19 protein-coding genes are annotated in these 16,357 nt (G+C 59.3%); 9 read left to right on the top strand and 10 right to left on the bottom strand.

Annotation, left to right across the window (positions count from 1 at the left end; genetic code table 11):
* Positions 1 to 9 precede the first annotated feature (9 nt).
* Positions 10 to 567: an NAD(P)H-dependent oxidoreductase gene (locus KHQ26_RS15910; RefSeq protein WP_004181226.1), complete on the bottom strand. Its 558-nt coding sequence runs from the start codon at positions 565 to 567 to the stop codon at positions 10 to 12.
* Positions 568 to 575: 8 nt separating this feature from the next.
* On the bottom strand, positions 576 to 884 hold the full coding sequence (locus tag KHQ26_RS15915; protein ID WP_004151785.1) for a superoxide dismutase: 309 nt from the start codon (positions 882 to 884) through the stop codon (positions 576 to 578).
* A gap of 138 nt (positions 885 to 1,022) precedes the next feature.
* Here KHQ26_RS15915 and KHQ26_RS15920 point away from each other — a divergent pair, with 138 nt between their 5' ends.
* Both KHQ26_RS15920 and KHQ26_RS26225 read left to right on the top strand, forming a co-directional pair.
* The gene (locus KHQ26_RS15920; protein WP_004174493.1) at positions 1,023 to 1,922 is read left to right on the top strand and encodes a LysR family transcriptional regulator; all 900 of its coding nucleotides are present in this window, start codon (positions 1,023 to 1,025) and stop codon (positions 1,920 to 1,922) included.
* A gap of 171 nt (positions 1,923 to 2,093) precedes the next feature.
* Positions 2,094 to 2,369 carry a hypothetical protein gene (locus KHQ26_RS26225; RefSeq protein WP_323129468.1) on the top strand — a complete coding sequence of 92 codons (276 nt, stop codon included), beginning with the start codon at positions 2,094 to 2,096 and terminating at the stop codon, positions 2,367 to 2,369.
* Positions 2,370 to 2,372: 3 nt separating this feature from the next.
* Here KHQ26_RS26225 and KHQ26_RS15930 read toward each other — a convergent pair whose 3' ends face one another.
* Both KHQ26_RS15930 and KHQ26_RS15935 read right to left on the bottom strand, forming a co-directional pair.
* Positions 2,373 to 2,951, bottom strand: a complete 579-nt coding sequence (locus KHQ26_RS15930; RefSeq protein ID WP_211777922.1) for a DUF1349 domain-containing protein — start codon at positions 2,949 to 2,951, stop codon at positions 2,373 to 2,375.
* Between the two features lie 30 nt (positions 2,952 to 2,981).
* The gene (locus KHQ26_RS15935) at positions 2,982 to 3,275 is read right to left on the bottom strand and encodes a YciI family protein (protein ID WP_002916282.1); all 294 of its coding nucleotides are present in this window, start codon (positions 3,273 to 3,275) and stop codon (positions 2,982 to 2,984) included.
* A gap of 218 nt (positions 3,276 to 3,493) precedes the next feature.
* Here KHQ26_RS15935 and KHQ26_RS15940 point away from each other — a divergent pair, with 218 nt between their 5' ends.
* The 5 genes from KHQ26_RS15940 (at position 3,494) to KHQ26_RS15960 (ending at position 8,109) form a co-directional block, all read left to right on the top strand.
* Positions 3,494 to 3,823 (top strand): metalloregulator ArsR/SmtB family transcription factor, encoded by a 330-nt coding sequence (locus KHQ26_RS15940; RefSeq protein ID WP_009308608.1) that lies wholly within the window; start codon positions 3,494 to 3,496, stop codon positions 3,821 to 3,823.
* 51 nt (positions 3,824 to 3,874) lie between these two features.
* Positions 3,875 to 5,167: an arsenic transporter gene (locus KHQ26_RS15945; protein ID WP_016947387.1), complete on the top strand. Its 1,293-nt coding sequence runs from the start codon at positions 3,875 to 3,877 to the stop codon at positions 5,165 to 5,167.
* A gap of 9 nt (positions 5,168 to 5,176) precedes the next feature.
* On the top strand, positions 5,177 to 5,599 hold the full coding sequence (gene arsC, locus KHQ26_RS15950) for a glutaredoxin-dependent arsenate reductase (RefSeq protein WP_004185524.1): 423 nt from the start codon (positions 5,177 to 5,179) through the stop codon (positions 5,597 to 5,599).
* 472 nt (positions 5,600 to 6,071) lie between these two features.
* Positions 6,072 to 7,625, top strand: coding sequence for a peptide MFS transporter (locus tag KHQ26_RS15955; RefSeq protein WP_002916277.1), 1,554 nt, complete (start codon positions 6,072 to 6,074; stop codon positions 7,623 to 7,625).
* A 184-nt stretch (positions 7,626 to 7,809) separates the two neighbouring features.
* Positions 7,810 to 8,109, top strand: coding sequence for a DUF1889 family protein (locus KHQ26_RS15960; RefSeq protein ID WP_002916274.1), 300 nt, complete (start codon positions 7,810 to 7,812; stop codon positions 8,107 to 8,109).
* Positions 8,110 to 8,555: 446 nt separating this feature from the next.
* On the opposite strand, the gene KHQ26_RS15965 is transcribed toward KHQ26_RS15960, so the two are convergent.
* Genes KHQ26_RS15965 through KHQ26_RS15980 form a run of 4 tightly spaced genes read right to left on the bottom strand, consistent with a single transcriptional unit; the run spans position 8,556 to position 13,279 of the window.
* Positions 8,556 to 10,004 carry an MdtP family multidrug efflux transporter outer membrane subunit gene (locus KHQ26_RS15965; RefSeq protein ID WP_049125454.1) on the bottom strand — a complete coding sequence of 483 codons (1,449 nt, stop codon included), beginning with the start codon at positions 10,002 to 10,004 and terminating at the stop codon, positions 8,556 to 8,558.
* Complete coding sequence (gene mdtO, locus KHQ26_RS15970; protein WP_211777923.1) at positions 10,001 to 11,962, bottom strand: multidrug efflux transporter permease subunit MdtO; 1,962 nt, start codon at positions 11,960 to 11,962, stop codon at positions 10,001 to 10,003. Before mdtO ends, KHQ26_RS15965 begins: the two co-directional genes overlap by 4 nt.
* Positions 11,963 to 11,974: 12 nt before the next feature.
* Positions 11,975 to 13,000 (bottom strand): multidrug transporter subunit MdtN, encoded by a 1,026-nt coding sequence (mdtN, locus tag KHQ26_RS15975; RefSeq protein ID WP_004174502.1) that lies wholly within the window; start codon positions 12,998 to 13,000, stop codon positions 11,975 to 11,977.
* Positions 13,001 to 13,006: 6 nt separating this feature from the next.
* Entirely contained in the window at positions 13,007 to 13,279 is a 273-nt protein-coding gene (locus tag KHQ26_RS15980; protein WP_002916204.1) for a YtcA family lipoprotein, read from the bottom strand.
* 205 nt (positions 13,280 to 13,484) lie between these two features.
* Between KHQ26_RS15980 and yjdI the strand changes: the two genes are divergently transcribed.
* Positions 13,485 to 13,715: a 4Fe-4S mono-cluster protein YjdI gene (gene yjdI, locus KHQ26_RS15985; RefSeq protein WP_002916202.1), complete on the top strand. Its 231-nt coding sequence runs from the start codon at positions 13,485 to 13,487 to the stop codon at positions 13,713 to 13,715.
* 11 nt (positions 13,716 to 13,726) lie between these two features.
* Positions 13,727 to 13,999: a GNAT family N-acetyltransferase gene (locus KHQ26_RS15990; RefSeq protein WP_002916201.1), complete on the top strand. Its 273-nt coding sequence runs from the start codon at positions 13,727 to 13,729 to the stop codon at positions 13,997 to 13,999.
* Between the two features lie 42 nt (positions 14,000 to 14,041).
* Here the strand turns inward: KHQ26_RS15990 and KHQ26_RS15995 are convergent, their stop codons facing one another.
* A complete protein-coding gene (locus KHQ26_RS15995) occupies positions 14,042 to 15,454 on the bottom strand; it encodes an EAL domain-containing protein (protein ID WP_211777924.1) in 1,413 nt (470 codons plus the stop codon).
* Positions 15,451 to 16,356: a fimbrial protein gene (locus KHQ26_RS16000; RefSeq protein ID WP_004151788.1), complete on the bottom strand. Its 906-nt coding sequence runs from the start codon at positions 16,354 to 16,356 to the stop codon at positions 15,451 to 15,453. The genes KHQ26_RS15995 and KHQ26_RS16000 overlap by 4 nt, the downstream gene beginning before the upstream one ends.
* Between the last annotated feature and the right edge of the window lies 1 nt (position 16,357).

The following is a 16,357-nucleotide window of genomic DNA, read 5'->3' on the forward strand; positions in this document are numbered from 1 at the left end:
CCCTTTGGGTTATTCCACCAGAGTATTAAGCCGCGCGATCAGTCTGGCCGCGTGTTCCCGGGCAAGCGTTTTTTGCTGAGCGATTTTGTCGGCATCCCGGTCGGCGTAGCTAATACCGCAGGTATAAACCGGCGCCAGCAGCTCAAGATTGCACAGCCTGGCCGTGGTCTCGAAGGGAAGGAGATACTCCTCAATGGCATGGCCAAAGAAACCGTCAGCGGTATAGAGCGCCTGTGGCGCTCCCGTGGTGAAGGAGAGGATCAGCTTTTTACCACCCAGTTTCGCCGTTGAGCCATGGGCGAAGCCGTGGACAAATACCTCGTCCAGCCACTGTTTCATTAACCCGGGCAGCCCATACCAGCTAAAGGGAAACTGCCAGACAATCACATCCGCCTGCAGCAGGCTTTCCTGCTCAGCGGCGATGTTGAATTTGCCGTCCGGATAGAGCCAGTCCAGACGACGGATTTCCGCATCAGGCAGGGCGGTCGCCAGCTCATCGAGGATGGTGGCGTTGGCGATGGAATGGTTAAGATCCGGATGCCCGGAAACGACAAGAATATGAGCCATTCCCAACGTTACTCCTGATGTTTAAATTCAGCAGAGAAGAGATTTTCCCAGCTAATAAACGAGCCGAGTGGAATACACTCGAAGGTTAATAGACCCGCTTTTGCCAGCGGAAATTCGGCCATGACATTATTCGCCTCTTCCACGGTGTCGCACTCGAGGAAAATAGCGACGCCGGGTCGATCCTGACGGAAATAGATGTCGCGAATAAAGCCTGACTTGTACAGTCCCCAGGCGTGCAGGGCTTCTGCGGTAAGGTGCGGCGCATAGTGTTCCAGCGTCGCGCCGGGGGCAGGGATATCCAGACATAAAATTCGCATAGTTGTCTCCGGAAAGTCGTTATCAGCGGGAAGAGACAAAAGTATACGAGCCGCAGGGGGGGAAGATTAGGCGGTCATTGACTTAAGAATATTTAGCCTGTACTTAATAATCAGGCGAGGGTGTCTTAAGGAGATGCTATGAATAACGCGCTTTATAATCAGATACGCATCTTTCAGAGCATTGCGCGCGAGGGCAATATCTCGGCCGCCGCGCGCAAGCTCGAAATCACGCCGCCGTCGGTCAGCAATGCGCTCAGGCTGCTGGAGGAGCATATTGGCCACCCCCTTTTTGTGCGCACTACCCGGCGTATCGAGCTGACGGAAACCGGGCAACAGCTGCTGGAGCAGACCGCCGCGGCGGTGGAGACACTGGAAAAGTCGCTGGAAATCATCCGCGACCAGAATCAGGAGCCCTCCGGGGCAGTGAGAATAACCCTCTCGCGCTTTGCCTACCTGCTTATTCTCAAACCGGCGATGGCGGCATTTTGTCAGCAATATCCGGGGATCCAGCTGGAAATATCGGTCTATGACGGTACCGTCAATATTATTGAAGAACGTTTCGACCTTGGGATCCGCTTTGGCGATATTCTCGAAGGCGGCGTGGTCGCCCGCCCGTTAATGAAGCCGTTTCGTGAAGGGCTATACGCCTCCTCTGCCTATCTTGCCGAATATGGCGTGCCCGCGATGCCTGCCGATCTCCATCATCACCGGCTGATTGGCTATCGCTTTATTACCAACAACCGCATCCTGCCGCTGATCCTCAATGACCACGGCGAGCAGCTCACCGTCGAGATGCCCGGACAGTTAATCAGCAATGATATTGACGTCATGGCCGACGGTATTCGCCACGGACTGGGGATTGGCCGTTTATTTGAACCAATCCTGCAATTACAGCCCGATCGTGAGCAGTTTATTCCCGTGATGGAGGACTACTGGAAAACCTATCCGCCGGTTTATCTCTATTACCCAAAAAACGCAGGCAGAACGAAAAGGGTGAAAGCCCTGATTGATTTCCTGATAATGCATGCCGCGGAATAAAGGCTATTTTGCGTGCGAAATATCTGAAGGCATAGATCCTGTCTTTCCCTCAGCCTTAACCCTATACTCCTTGCGGATAAAGCGGTTTTTATCGCGATGATTTTTGCCGCTCAACGGCTTAACCCATCACCAACGTCATAGGCTGGGAATATCAATAAGGGAGAGGTATCAATGGGCAGACGCTTCATAGTCTGTATATTCGCGCTGGTGGCGTTTTCGGCCAGTGCTGCGCATGGTGTTCACGGTGGCCATAACGGGCAGTCGGTGAGCGCTGGCGCCGACGGCGGCAACGGTTCGAACGGCGGCGATATCGATAATTCCTCGGGTCGGGCAGGGTGCCCTGGCGGCACCGATCCCGATAAGCACGCTCATTTTTATCTCCCTGGCACCAGCGAACCCTGCAATCCTGGGCCCCAGGATGCAGAGAAAGTCGGGTCTTCCCGCTAGCGTTCAGCTCAGATCGTGCAGCGCTTTGTCCAGCGGCGGGGNNGGGGAAAGCTGAATATCCTGAAACGCAACCGCCAGTCCGCCACGCTCCGGTGAGCAGCACATGACGCCCGCTTTCACCGGGCCTGGCGGAAAGTAGCCGAGCCGCAGCAGCGGCCAGTGCTCGCCGTCGGTTGAATACTGCAGCCTTAACGCGTCGCCCTTGCGGGTCAGCCGCAGCCAGAAGGTGCGCGGGTCGCCGGGGAAAAGCCCGGTGGCCCAGTCGGAGTGGGTTAGCGTCAGTACGCTGCCGATGGCCGGGGCATCGTCATTGAATTCAATTCCCGCCTTCAGCCAGGTCTGCTCGTCGGCCATCATCATCAGCCCGGCCTGGTCGTAAAGCGTGGTGAAATCCGCACAGATTTTTGCCTGCAGGGTAAAATCGCCCGCCACTTCTGCGGCATAGAGATGGCCAGAGAAGCGCTCGAAGCCATACCAGGTATGGCGCCAGAAGTCGGTATGCTTATTAGTGACCACCGTCAGGCCGTCGGCATCGCGGCGCCACTCGGCAGGTTCATTGATCCAGTGAAAGTACGGCTGCATTTTTCCTCCGGGATATGCTTTCAGACAGGGTTATAACAGCGACTGCAGCGCGGGTGACGCCATGCTGGCCTCAAAGGGAATAATCTCTGTACGGGCGAGACCCAGCTGCTGGAAGGGATCCTGGCTCAGACGCGCTTGCAGAGTTTCCCGGCTATCGCATTTTGCCAGAATGACGCCGCCGGTGCGGGGAATACGGCGGCCGGAGGCGAGAAAGAGGCCGTCGGCATAGCCTTTTTTGAGCCATTCGATGTGGGCGGGGATCGCACGGTCAACCTCTTCGAGCGGTTTTATATACGTTAAAACAACCACATAAATCGTACTCATCCTGAAAGCCCTGGCAATCCAATGGGATCTCCAGCCTGACATATTTCGATGATGGATAAAAGAAAACGCGGCATTTTTCCGTGCTATTTAGCAGGGATGGCGGGGCGCAACATCCCGGATGCTCATCGCAGACGTGAATTAATATATATGTTTTTTCGCATGTATATTGATCTTTCTTTGTGGCCCCGTATGCTGTCCGTCACGCTTGAGGAGAAATCATGTCTTTATTGCCCCTGCAACTGTTCAAAAACCTCGCCGATGAAACTCGGCTGGGGATCGTATTGCTGCTCAAGGCGCGTGGAGAGCTGTGCGTGTGCGATCTCTGTACGGCGCTCGCCCAGTCCCAGCCCAAGATCTCCCGCCATCTGGCGATGCTCCGTGAGAGCGGATTGCTGCTGGATCGTAAACAGGGTAAGTGGGTCCATTACCGCCTCTCTCCGCAGATGCCGGCCTGGGCGGCGCAGGTGATTGAGCAGGCCTGGCTCAGTCAGCAGGAGGATGTGCGGCTGATGATCAGCAGACTGGCTGGCGGGGCGGGTTGCCGGTAAAAAATTTATCTTAACATATATGATTTTTCGAATGTGATTGGCGGAGGAACGATGTTGCTGGCAGGTACGATTTTTATCCTGACCCTGGTGCTGGTGATCTGGCAGCCGCGGGGGTTAGGGATCGGCTGGAGCGCGGCATTTGGCGCGGCGCTGGCGCTGGCCACCGGTGGCGTACAGGTAGCCGATATCCCGGTGGTATGGCATATCGTCTGGAATGCGACCGCCACCTTTATCGCCGTTATCATTATCAGCCTGCTGCTTGATGAGTCTGGCTTTTTCGAATGGGCCGCGCTGCACGTTTCCCGCTGGGGAAGAGGCCGGGGTCGTCTGCTGTTTACCTGGATTATCCTGCTCGGCGCGGCTGTGGCGGCGCTGTTTGCCAACGATGGGGCGGCGCTGATCCTCACGCCAATCGTGATTGCCATGCTGCGAGCGCTGGGGTTCAGCAAGGGAACGATGCTGGCCTTTGTCATGGCCGCCGGATTTATTGCCGATACCGCCAGCCTGCCGCTGGTGGTGTCGAATCTGGTGAATATCGTTTCGGCAGATTTCTTTGCCATCGGCTTCAGGGAGTACGCTTCGGTGATGGTGCCGGTCGATCTCGCGGCGATCCTCACCACCCTGGCGATGCTGCACCTGTTCTTTCGCAAGGATATCCCGCCGGCCTGGGATATGGCGTTACTAAAAGCGCCGGCCACGGCGATAAAAGATCCAGCGACGTTCCGCACCGGCTGGGGCGTGCTGCTGCTGTTGCTGGCTGGCTTTTTCGCCCTTGAACCGCTGGGGATCCCGGTCAGCGCCATCGCGGCGCTCGGCGCCGGGATCCTGTTTGCTGTCGCGAAGCGCGGGCGGGTAATTAACACCGGCAAGGTGCTGCGCGGCGCCCCGTGGCAGATAGTGATCTTCTCGCTGGGAATGTATCTGGTGGTGTATGGTCTGCGAAACGCCGGGTTAACGGATTATCTGACCACGGTGCTGAACATGCTGGCGGAGCGCGGGCTCTGGGCCGCGACGCTGGGCACCGGTATCCTGTCGGCCTTCCTCTCTTCAATAATGAATAATATGCCCAGCGTACTGGTCGGCGCCCTGTCGATTGATGGCAGCGCGGCAACAGGGACGATCAAAGAGGCCATGATTTATGCCAACGTCATCGGCTGCGATCTGGGGCCCAAGATCACGCCAATTGGTAGCCTGGCCACGCTGCTGTGGCTGCATGTGCTGGCGCAGAAGCACATCACCATCGGTTGGGGGTATTATTTCCGCTGCGGCATCACCATGACCCTGCCGGTGCTGCTTGTGACGCTGGCCGCGCTGGCGCTGCGTCTCTCCTTCAACCAGCCATGAGAACGTACTATGAGCATCACCATTTACCATAACCCTGACTGCGGCACCTCGCGTAATACGCTGGCGCTGATCCGTAACAGCGGCGCCGAGCCCACCGTTATCTATTATCTGGAGACGCCGCCGTCGGGTGATGAGCTGCGCCAGCTGCTCGCCGCGATGGGGATCCCGGTGCGCGCCCTGCTGCGGAAAAACGTCGAACCCTACGACGCGCTGGGCCTGGCGGAAGACCGGTTTACTGACGACCAGATAATCGACTTTATGCTTCAGCATCCGATCCTGATTAACCGTCCGATCGTAACGACGCCGCAGGGCACCCGACTCTGCCGCCCGTCAGAGGTGGTGCTGGAGATCCTGACGGCGCCGCAACAAGGCGCATTCGTGAAGGAGGACGGTGAGCCAGTCATTGATGCCGCAGGGCAGCGTGTGAAATAGCGCGCAGAATGGCGCCGGCTGTAGCAGCCGGCATGCCGTGTTAATCCTGCTGTATGGTAGGCTCTCCAGGTATGTAGCGCCTGGATTGCTGACAATATTCTCGCTTAGCGCTATTTCTCCACTATCCAGTCTGTTTCCCTTACTTTTCCTGCCGTTATACACCGCCTCTGCGCCGGTGGTTTATGTCTCTCGATAAATTATTAACTGTTTGTTTTTAATGGGTAAAATTTCGTTTTGTGCGTAATGATATAAAGTCAACGTCGTTTGCATTATTGCGAACATTAAATCTGTAAAACTAGATGTTTGTCGACTTTTCATCTAAAAAGGGAAGGTAAGGGGCTGGACAAAACCATTGCGTGGTTATCAAATGGTTAAAAATGCTCGTGTTTGATGTTAATACAAACAAATTATAAATCGTCAGCCTGCTTTATACGGTTAACTTGCGCTGCGGCGCACCTTACCTGGAGAATTTATGCATTCCTCTGTTAATAAAAACGAAAGCCGTACCTTTTTCGGCCATCCTTATCCGCTGGGCTCCCTGTTCTTCACTGAAATGTGGGAGCGCTTCTCGTTTTACGGCATCCGTCCTTTACTGATCCTGTTTATGGCGGCGACAGTGTACGACGGCGGCATGGGCCTGGCGCGAGAGAACGCCTCGGCGATCGTTGGGATTTTTGCCGGCAGTATGTATCTGGCCGCGCTGCCTGGCGGCTGGCTGGCGGATAACTGGCTTGGCCAACAACGCGCCGTCTGGTACGGCTCTATCCTGATCGCCCTGGGGCACCTGTCGATCGCTCTGTCAGCATGGCTGGGCAACGATCTGTTCTTTATCGGTCTGATGTTTATCGTCCTGGGTTCCGGGTTGTTTAAAACCTGTATCTCGGTGATGGTCGGCACCCTGTATAAAAAGGGCGACGCGCGCCGCGACGGTGGTTTTTCGCTGTTTTACATGGGGATCAACATCGGCTCGTTTATCGCGCCATTGATCTCTGGCTGGCTTATCAAATCGCATGGCTGGCACTGGGGCTTCGGCATCGGGGGGATCGGGATGCTGGTGGCGCTGATCATTTTCCGTGTCTTTGCCGTACCGTCGATGAAGCGCTATGACGCGGAGGTTGGCCTCGATTCCACCTGGAACAGCCCGGTGGCGAAAAAGAATGGCGTTGGAGCGTGGCTGCTGGCGCTGGCTCTGGGAGTGGCGGTGCTGGTCACGCTTATCAGCCTGGGCACGATCGTGATTAACCCGGTGGCGGTGGCCAGCGTGCTGGTCTATGTGATTGCCGCCTCCGTGGCGCTCTATTTCATCTGGCTGTTCGTTTTCGCCGGACTCAACCGTAAAGAGCGGGCGCGCCTGCTGGTATGCTTTATTTTGCTGGTCTCGGCGGCCTTTTTCTGGTCCGCGTTTGAACAGAAACCGACCTCCTTCAACCTGTTTGCTAACGACTACACCAACCGGATGATCGGCGATTTTGAGATCCCCGCGGTCTGGTTCCAGTCGATTAACGCCTTGTTTATCATTCTCCTCGCGCCGGTATTCAGCTGGGCGTGGCCTGCGCTGGCGCGTAAAAACGTTCGTCCGGGCAGTATGACCAAATTCGTCATTGGCATCCTGTGCGCAGCGGCGGGCTTTGGCCTGATGATGCTGGCGGCGCAGAACGTTCTGAGCAACGGCGGGGCCGGTGTGTCGCCGCTGTGGCTGGTGGGCAGCATCCTGATGCTGACGCTCGGTGAACTGTGCCTCAGCCCGATTGGGCTGGCGACCATGACTCTGCTGGCGCCGGAGAGAATGCGCGGCCAGATGATGGGGCTGTGGTTCTGCGCCAGCGCGCTGGGTAACCTGGCGGCGGGCCTGATCGGCGGTCATGTGAAGGCCGATCAGCTGTCGCTGCTGCCGGACCTCTTCGCCCGCTGCTCCATCGCATTGCTGATCTGCGCCGCCGTGCTGGCCGTGCTGATTGTCCCGGTCCGCCGGATGCTGGAGAACAGTCGGTCCAGCGCCGCGCAAAAATCCCTCAGCAACGCCTGACGCAAGCCTCAGGCCGGCCCGGTGGGGCCGGCTTGTTTTTTGTCCAATCCCCGACCCAGCAGAACAAAATCCCCTTTTCACAATGCGCGATGTCCCATAACGTGAGCGTGTTCTTTGAAATCACGTCGCTTTCCGGTCCATAGTGTAGTCAGGTTTACTATGTGGTTAATATAAGGACACACCTATGCCAGCAGTCATTGATAAAGCATTGGATTTCATCGGTGGTATGAATACGTCTGAGCCAGTACCACAGTCTATGGATGAAAGTACCGCGAAGGGAATTCTCAAATATTTAAAAGAACTGGGCGTACCAGCCACCCCGGCCGACGTCGCTGCGCGCGGCCAACAGCAGGGCTGGAGCGCTGGGTTTACCGACAAAGTGGCGGAGTGGGCTGAACGGGTCGCCGCCGGCGAACGGCTGGTGATTAAGCATCCGGAATTCTTTTCCACCTATATGCGGGAAGAGCTGCGCGCCCTGGTGTAATCGCCGCGCATCCACCCCGCCTCTTCAGCTTAATGCCTTCCCCTATTGGGAAGGCATTCTGGCGGATGACAAACCCGTTTCGTTATTGTGTTCGCCTTTCTGCCGGGTGGCGGCTTTCGCCTTACCCGGCCTACAAAACTCCAATATCAAACAGTTATGCAGTTAGCTGTAGGCCCGCGCAAGCGCTGAAGATTGCACTTTGTCTGCAGTCTGATTGCCTTCCCCTATTGGGAAGGCATTCTGGCGGATAACAAGCCCGTTTCGTTATTGTGCCCGCCTTTCTGCCGGGTGGCGGCTTTCGCCTTACCCGGCCTACAAAAAACTCCAATATCAGACAGTTATGCAGTTAGCTGTAGGCCCGCGCAAGCGCAGCGCCGCCGGGCAAGCGCTGAAGATTGCACTTTGTCTGCAGTCTGAATGCCTTCCCCTCGGGGAAGGCATTTTTGTTACTGGCCGCGGTAGCCGCCGCCCAGGGCTTTGATCAGGGTAATGTCGGTGCTCAGCCGCTGGGCCTCAATGTCCAGCAGCAACAGCTGCTGGGCGAGGACCACCCGGCGGGCTTCTTCGGCGGCGTAGCGGCTGAGCAGGCCGCGCTGATAATGGGCGCGAGCGCTATCGGTGGTGGTTTGCGCCGCGGTGACTTTCAGCTGCTGCAGCGCGCGCTGCTGATTCAGGTCGTTAAGCTGGCTGGAGCTGATGGCGACATCGCGAACCGCGTCCAGCACCGCCTGGTTGTACTGTTTGATCAGGATGTTGCTGGCGGTGCGTACCGACTGCAGATTAGCGTTCAGACGACCGCCGTCGAAGATCGGCAGATACAGCCCGGGCAGCAGGTTGATCTGCTGGAAAGAGGACTTAAACAGATCCCCGACGCTCAGGGCGTTATAGCCCCAGAACGCTTTGATATCAAAATGGGGATAGAAGGCCGCTTTCGCCGCATCGACCTGGCTCAGGGAGGCGGTGACGTAGCCCCGCAGCGCCTGCAAATCCGGACGACGGGCCAGCAGCTCGAAAGAGAGCGACGGCGGCAGCGTCTCCTGGAGTGCCGGTAGCGCCACCGGATGGATGGCCGGCATGCTCTGCGCATCGGCGCCGATCAGCGCCCGCAGGGTTTCACGATACTGGGTCAGCATCCCCTCGGCGCTAATGATCTGCTGGCGAGCGGCGAGCTGTTCGGCCTGGGCGTTGGCCACATCCACACTGTCTTCCAGGCCGCGCCGGGTCCGGTGCTCGTGGGCTTCCACCGAGAAGCGGGCAATGCCCTCCAGCTCCTGCAGCAGCGCGATTTTCTGGAACGTCGCCTGCATGGCGAAATAGAGCTGTGCCACGCTGCTGGCGATGTCGAGCTCAATGCCGGCGGTCTCCGCCAGCCGGGCGTTTTTCTCGCCAATTGCCGCGGCGACCCGGGCGCCATCGGCCCCCCAGAGATCGATATTCAGCTGCGCCCCGACGCCAACGGTATTCAGCGTATACCAGGGGCCGTTTTTATCCACCGGCAGGGAGTAGGAGTAGGGCCAGCTAAAGGATTTGTCGGTGATCCGCAGGCGGTTTTGCGCCGCGACGGCGGTGGCCTGCAGGCCCATCGCCGACCGGGCGAGCTCCACCGTGGACTGCGACTGGGAGATGCGCAGCCGAGCGGCCTGCATGGTCGGCGAGTTCTGCAGCGCCCGGTTGATCAGCATATTGAGCTGAGGATCATCATAGGCCTCCCACCAGCGGGCTGCCGGCCAGTCGCTGTTCGCCAGGTGGATCACCTGCGCCAGCTGGGCCTGCTGCGGATTGACGATGGCGACCTGGGCAGGCTCATCCTGGATCAACGCGCAGCCGCTGAGCAGCGTCAGCGTCAGGGTAAAAAGAGTGCCGCGCAGCCGCGCGGAGAAAGGAAGGATCATCATGACGTTTTAGCCTGTTGCTCAGTCGCGATCGGTGTCTGGCCCCAGTCGGGCAGGGCGGCCAGCGCGGCGGCCAGCGCCGGGCCAAAGGGATTGCGGAGGTCGACGGACAGCTGTTCGCCAGGCGCCGTCGCCTCCTGTTCGATACGTTCAGCGTAGCGCCGCAGCTGTTCGGCGCAGCGGGCCAGGGTCGGGTCTCCCGGCGCGGCGTTGAGTCGGTAGCCTTCGCTGAGGCGGGCGATCTCCTCGGCCTGGGCGAGGGTGGCGCGCATCGGCCAGCCTTTCGCCTGGGGCCAGGGGTGAGCATACGTGCCCAGCGGTTCGGCGCGAACCCGGTGGAGCAGCGCTTCGCTGTCGGTGAAGGCGACAAGCAGGGGAGCCAGCGGAACCGCCTCCTTCGGGGCGGCGAGGCAGTCCGCCAGCCGGCGATAAAGTGCCGCAAGGCGGGTTTTCAGCTGCGGCGCTTCGCTGTCCGGCCAGAGATACAAATGAACAATGGAGGAGACCAGCACCCCGAGCAGGATGCCCAGCACCCGATCCCGCAGCTCGGTGAGGTTCGTCAGCGGAGCAAACCAGCTGAGAAAGGCCAGCGCAAAGGTGAAACCAATCTGGATCCCGGCGTAGGCGATACGCTCCGAGCCGGCGGCAATCCACGCCGCCAGCGCCAGCACCGGCAGGGACATCGCCAGCAGGCCCGTCAGCGAATCGGTCCAGGGCTGGACAAAGACGATTAACAGCAGTGCCAGCAGGGAGGCGAGCAGCGCCCCGCCGATGCGCAGCCATGTCTTTTGCATCGTGGCGCCCAGCCCGGGCTGGGCGACGATCACGCAGCTCAGCATAATGGTATGTAGACCCTGCCAGTCGGCAGCGGTATAGAAGACATAGCAGATTAGGGTCGCCAGCAGGGTCTTGAGCGCAAAATGGAGATATGCCGGGTTGCGCCAGGCGTCCGGCGCCAGCAGGGGCGCCTTCTCCACCTCACCCTGCGGCAGGGCAACCGGCTCACCCTGCGGCAGGGCAACCGGCTCACCCTGCGCCAGCCGCTGCAGAGTGGTAGCCATCTCCTGCAGAACAGCGCGATTGACGCCGCGACCGCTGAGCGTCAGGGGAGGAATAGCGCCGTCAAACGGCCCCTCGCTAAGGGCGTTCTTCAGCTGAAGTACCGCCTGCGACAGCTGCTGGCGATCGTCACTATCCGCCTCGTCTGCTTGCAGCAGGGCCGTCAGCTGGTAGCAGCGCAAAGTGGCGGCCAGCCGCGAGCGCCAGGCCTGGGGATCGGCGGCGATCTCCGGTGTCGCCCGGCTGGCCTGGGCGAATAGCGACTGCAGCTGATTGAACTGCGCGGCGGTCTCGCCGAAGGTCGGTGGCGCTTCAGCGTCCGGGGCCGCCAGCCGCCGGGCGACCTCGTGCAGCATCCCGGCCAGACGCGCCTTAAACTGGTTACCGGGAAAGGCCTGCTGAAAGCAGGCGTTGACCAGCAGGGTGACGAGGATCGCGGTGTTAATCGCCACCCACAGCCAAAGCAGCAGCCGCACCAGGATCTCGCTCTGGCTGGTCATCGACGGGAAGGTCTGAGCGTAAATCACCGCCAGCGCCACCACGAAAAAGGCCAGTCCCAGCTTGCCCAGCACCCGCATCAGATAGAGGGCGCAGAAAAAGAGCGCCACGGAGGCCGCCAGGCGGATCAGCGGGTAGTCATAGGTCCACTTGATGATCAGCAGCACGCCGCCGAGCGCCACGGTGACGGTGACAAAAAAGACCACGCTGACCAGCTTAATCATCAACACGTTAGGCTGGCTGACGTAGAACACGACGATCAGCGCAACGGCCAGGAAAGGGATCTGCAGGGTCATAAACAGGGTGATGAGCACCGCGCAGCTTAGCGTCAGGCGCAGCGTGTAGCTGGCGCGTCCCGGCGCGTCGCGCAGTTCCTGGCGTAAAAAATGGGCGAGAGGAAACATAGCGTCGCCCGGCTACGGCTGCAGCACGGCGCTGGCCGAGGCGCCCATGCGGAACAGTTCCGGGTCGGGATCGCTGACGGCGATTTTCACCGGGAAGCGCTGCGAGACGTGGACCCAGTTAATGCTTTTCTGGATCAGCGGCAGCCCTTCGATGACGCTCCCACCTTCGGGCAGGACCCCGGAGCCGACCGAATCCACCACCCCGTTAAAGGTCCGGTTGTGGTTGGTCATCACGGTGATCCGCGCCGCCACGCCGGGGCGCACGTTGTTCAGGTCGGTTTCGCGGAAGTTCGCGATCACATACCAGCGGTCGTCATCCAGCAGGGTGAAGACCGGCTTCAGCGCCGAGGCGTACTGGCCGACGGTGGTTTTCAGCGCCACCACCACGCCGTTGAACGGCGCGCGCACTTCGGTAAATTCCAGATGCAGTTCAGCGAGGGCGATTTGCGCCAGGACCCCGGCGCGTTGCGCCACCATGGCATCCACGCCGGTCACGGCCGCCGAAGCCTGTTTGGCCTGCAGCAGCGTGGCCTCCAGCTCCGCCCGCGCCGCTTTCTCAGCGGTGCGCGCCTGATCGAGATCTTCCTGGGAAGCGAACCCCTGCGGCACCAGCGGCTCAAGGCGGATACGCGTGGAGGTGGTCTGCTTAACCAGCGCTCTGGCGCGCTCGACGGCGGCCGCCACCGACTGGGCGTTATACTCTTGCGCTTTGATGGTGCGCTGGGTCAGCATGATCTGCGCGTCGAGGGTCGTCAGCCGGGCTTTCGCGTCATCGAGCATTGCCTGATAGGGGCGGGGGTCGATGCGGAACAACAGATCGCCTTTTTTCACCCGCTGGTTATCGCGAATGGGCATCTCCACGATGCGTCCGCTGACCTCGGGCACTACATCGATGGTATCAGCATAGACATAGGCGTCATTGGTCTCCGGCGAGGTTTGCAACTGCCAGATAACGAGGATCAGCGCCAGGATGGCGGCAAGGACCAGCGCCAGCAGAGGCCACTTTTTGCGTAACAGGGAAGTGCGGGAAGTTGTCATAAGCGATCAGTGAACAAAAAACAGAAACCACAGCAACGTGGCGAACAGGAACATCAGCGCGACGTAGCTGAAGACCAGGGGAGAAAAGCGCGGCTGCCAGCCTTTACGGGTAATCAGGATATGGCAGGGGATCAGTAAAAACGCACCGCCCAGTAAGCAGAAAAACCAGCCGGGAAAAGCAGCGCCCAATACCGGGATCTCTGGCGAAAGTGAGCAGCCGGAAAGCGGCAAGACGAGCAGTAACCGCGCCGGGCGGGCGATGGTGGCAATATGATTCAATGGAACATCCCTGAGTGATCATACCAGTGTGTCATGAGTGTAATCGCCTCGTTGCGGGAATGAAAGTCAACCGATCGTTGACTGCGGGATCCTTGCGCGATGGGAGAGCATGATGTGAGGCGTCAATTCCCGCGCTTGCGCATAGTCAGCCGCCACGGCGAGGGCTATGCTTAGCCTGAAAGATAAAAACGACCGAGGCAATGTCATGGATAAGGAATTACTGGAAGCCGGCTACCGGGCCTACACCGGGGAGAAAATCGACGTCTACTTTAATACGGCGATCTGTCAGCATTCCGGGAACTGCGTGCGCGGCAGCGCGAAGCTCTTCAACCTGAAGCGTAAGCCGTGGATTATCCCGGATGAAGTGGATGTCGCGACGGTGGTAAACGTGATTGATACCTGCCCGAGCGGCGCTCTGCAATATCGTCATAAATAAGCGAGGAGAAGATGGAAATACTGGAAGGGCATAACAAATTTTATGTTAACGACGCGCAGGGAAACCAGGTGGCGGAGATTGTTTTTGTTCCCACCGGCGAACACCTCAGCATTATCGAACATACCGATGTTGATCCCAGCCTGAAAGGCCAGGGCGTGGGGAAACAGCTGGTGGCGAAGGTAGTGGAAAAAATGCGCCAGGAGCAGCGGAAGATTATCCCTCTCTGCCCGTTTGCCAAACATGAATTCGATAACACCCGCGAATACGACGATATTCGCGCATGACGTACCGGCACCGGTGCTAACCGGTGCGCTTTTCTCGCACCCTCAACGTTTCGCCGGATCGCGCTGGTGGGAAAAGCGGCGGATCAGATCCGGGAGATGTTCGCGCCGCATCGGTGGTGAAAACAGATAGCCCTGGAAGCGATCAATCCCCAGCGATTTTAACTGCGTAAATTTCGCCAGTGAATCCACCCCTTCCGCCACACAGCGGCTGCCGCTTAACTGGCAGTAGTAGGCCAGGCTTTTTATTAGCGCAAGCGCCTTTGGATCGTGCTGGGCGTCGTTGACGACGCTCATATCCAGTTTATACGCATTGAAGTGCAGTCGACGCGCCGGAAAGATAACGCTCCCCTGAGAAAAGCAGTCGTCCAGCATCACGCGCACGCCAGCACGTTGCAGCTGCGCCACGTGGGCGGCGGAGCGGCTCTGATGGCTAAAATCGATAGTTTCAGCATATTCCAGCACCAGCCTTGTCACGCCCTCTGGCTGCCGAAGCTGCTGGCGAGCGGCTTCCACCATCCGCAGCAGGCTGTCACTGTCGGCGAGCGAGGAGGGTATGTTGACCGAAAAATAGAAGGTGCCTGGATACTCATTAATATTCTGCACGGCCTCCTGCAGAACAAAGGCCGTAAGCAGCAGCCAGGTGTAGTCGGCGCGGAAGTGCGGCAGAAAGGTCTGGGGGTGAAGTACCTGGCCGCGGTGGCGCCAGCGGATCAGGATCTCCACCCCCTGTAGCTGTGAGCGACTATCGACGATAGGTTGAAAAACCGGGAAGACCTGGCGATCGTGAATCGCTTGTACCCATTCCTGTTCAAACGCCGTCAGTGCGTTTGCGGGTGAGCGCGGCAGCAGCGTGCGCGGAAAGCGGGGGGCCAGATGCGGATGACATTCCACCAGCTTTTTCACCCCAGCCAGCCGCTGGGTGTAGAGCGTTTTCTGGCTCAATCCGAGACGTTGGGCCTGCTCGCCTATCGTCTGCCCTTGCAGCAGGGCGAGGATCACCTTGAGCTCGGCGTGGGTCAACCCGACGACCCGTTTTCCGTGGATCAGGGCGGCTTCGCTGGCAAGCCGCTCAAGCCGCGGCGCATTCTCCAGCCGATGGGCCAGCTCCGCGCAGGACAGATCGGCGGGGGCAGTATGGACGTTGCGCAGACGATCCGGATGACTCACCTGATAGAGCAGCGTTTGCCACAGCCAGATGGCCGGGCTGCGGCTCAGAATCAACATCGGTAACGGCGGCAAGGCCTCGTCGAGTAGCCTTGCCGCCTGGCGCAGCGTGGTGAGCATCCACAGGGGATCGTCAGGGAGATACACCACGATCCGCTTCACGGCGGCCAGCTCGCGCAGGGACACGCCCTCGACCGGCAGCTCAACGGGCCGCTTCGCGGCGTTCAGCATCAGCTGGCTCAACCCGCGGGCGGCCAGCGAGCAGGGCGAGAGGATATAATCGGTCATCATTGATAGACAAAGGTGATGCCGATGATCGACTGCACGTTGCCGGCGGTAACCTGGCCTGTGGTCCGGGCATAGGTGGCCGTCAGGCCGAGGTTGACCGGCGAGGTGCCGACGGTGCCCAGCGAGACCGTGCTGTTCGCCGGGACGGCGCTGCCGTTGCGCGTCAGCTGAACGCCTATCCCCTGCGCCGGCGAGGCGGAGGCGGTATTGGTGAAGATCGCGTTGGCGCTGTCCGCGGTGGTGCCGGAGAGGTAATACCCCAGCTGCTGGCTTTGCGCGCAGTGGACGGTGAGCGGCACGGCCATCGATCCCGGGTAGTCGGGGAGGGTGACGGTGACATCGCGGGCGGAGACGTCGCAGCCGCCGGTGGGGACCACCACGTCGTTGTTGGCGTAAATGTTCCAGATGAACTGGAAGGAGTCGCTATTGTAGTTGTTGGTCTGATGCAGGATCAGCACCGCGATTAACGATCCTGCGGTGATGGCCACTCCACCGGCAGTGCTCACCGGCGTCAGATACAGGACGGCCGGCCAGGGTTTATCGGTCCGTGAATCATAAATCACCCGCGCGGTTTCCGTGGTGGTCGGGAACGGGTAAGAGGTGCCGTTATATTTCACGGTGCCTGAAAAACTCGACAGCACACCGCCATAGGCGGATCCGCGCTGCAGGGTCACGTAGTCGGTGATAGTTTCCGGATAGTCGTTATGGCAAAAAATCTGCGTGGAGAGGTCGACCACCAGGTTTTGCCCGACGTTCACCGCCGGGGTCAGGTTAACGTAGACGTTGGCTGACCCGCCGCCGATGGGAATCGTCGCCCCGGTGGCCGTTTTGCAGGCAAAGGACCAGGCGTTCATCGACCAGCCCAGCAGCAGCAGGGTGGTGAACAGGGGGATTATTTTTTTCATC

The sequence above is a fragment of the Klebsiella sp. 10 genome (assembly GCF_018223925.1).
Classification (GTDB): domain Bacteria; phylum Pseudomonadota; class Gammaproteobacteria; order Enterobacterales; family Enterobacteriaceae; genus Klebsiella; species Klebsiella pneumoniae.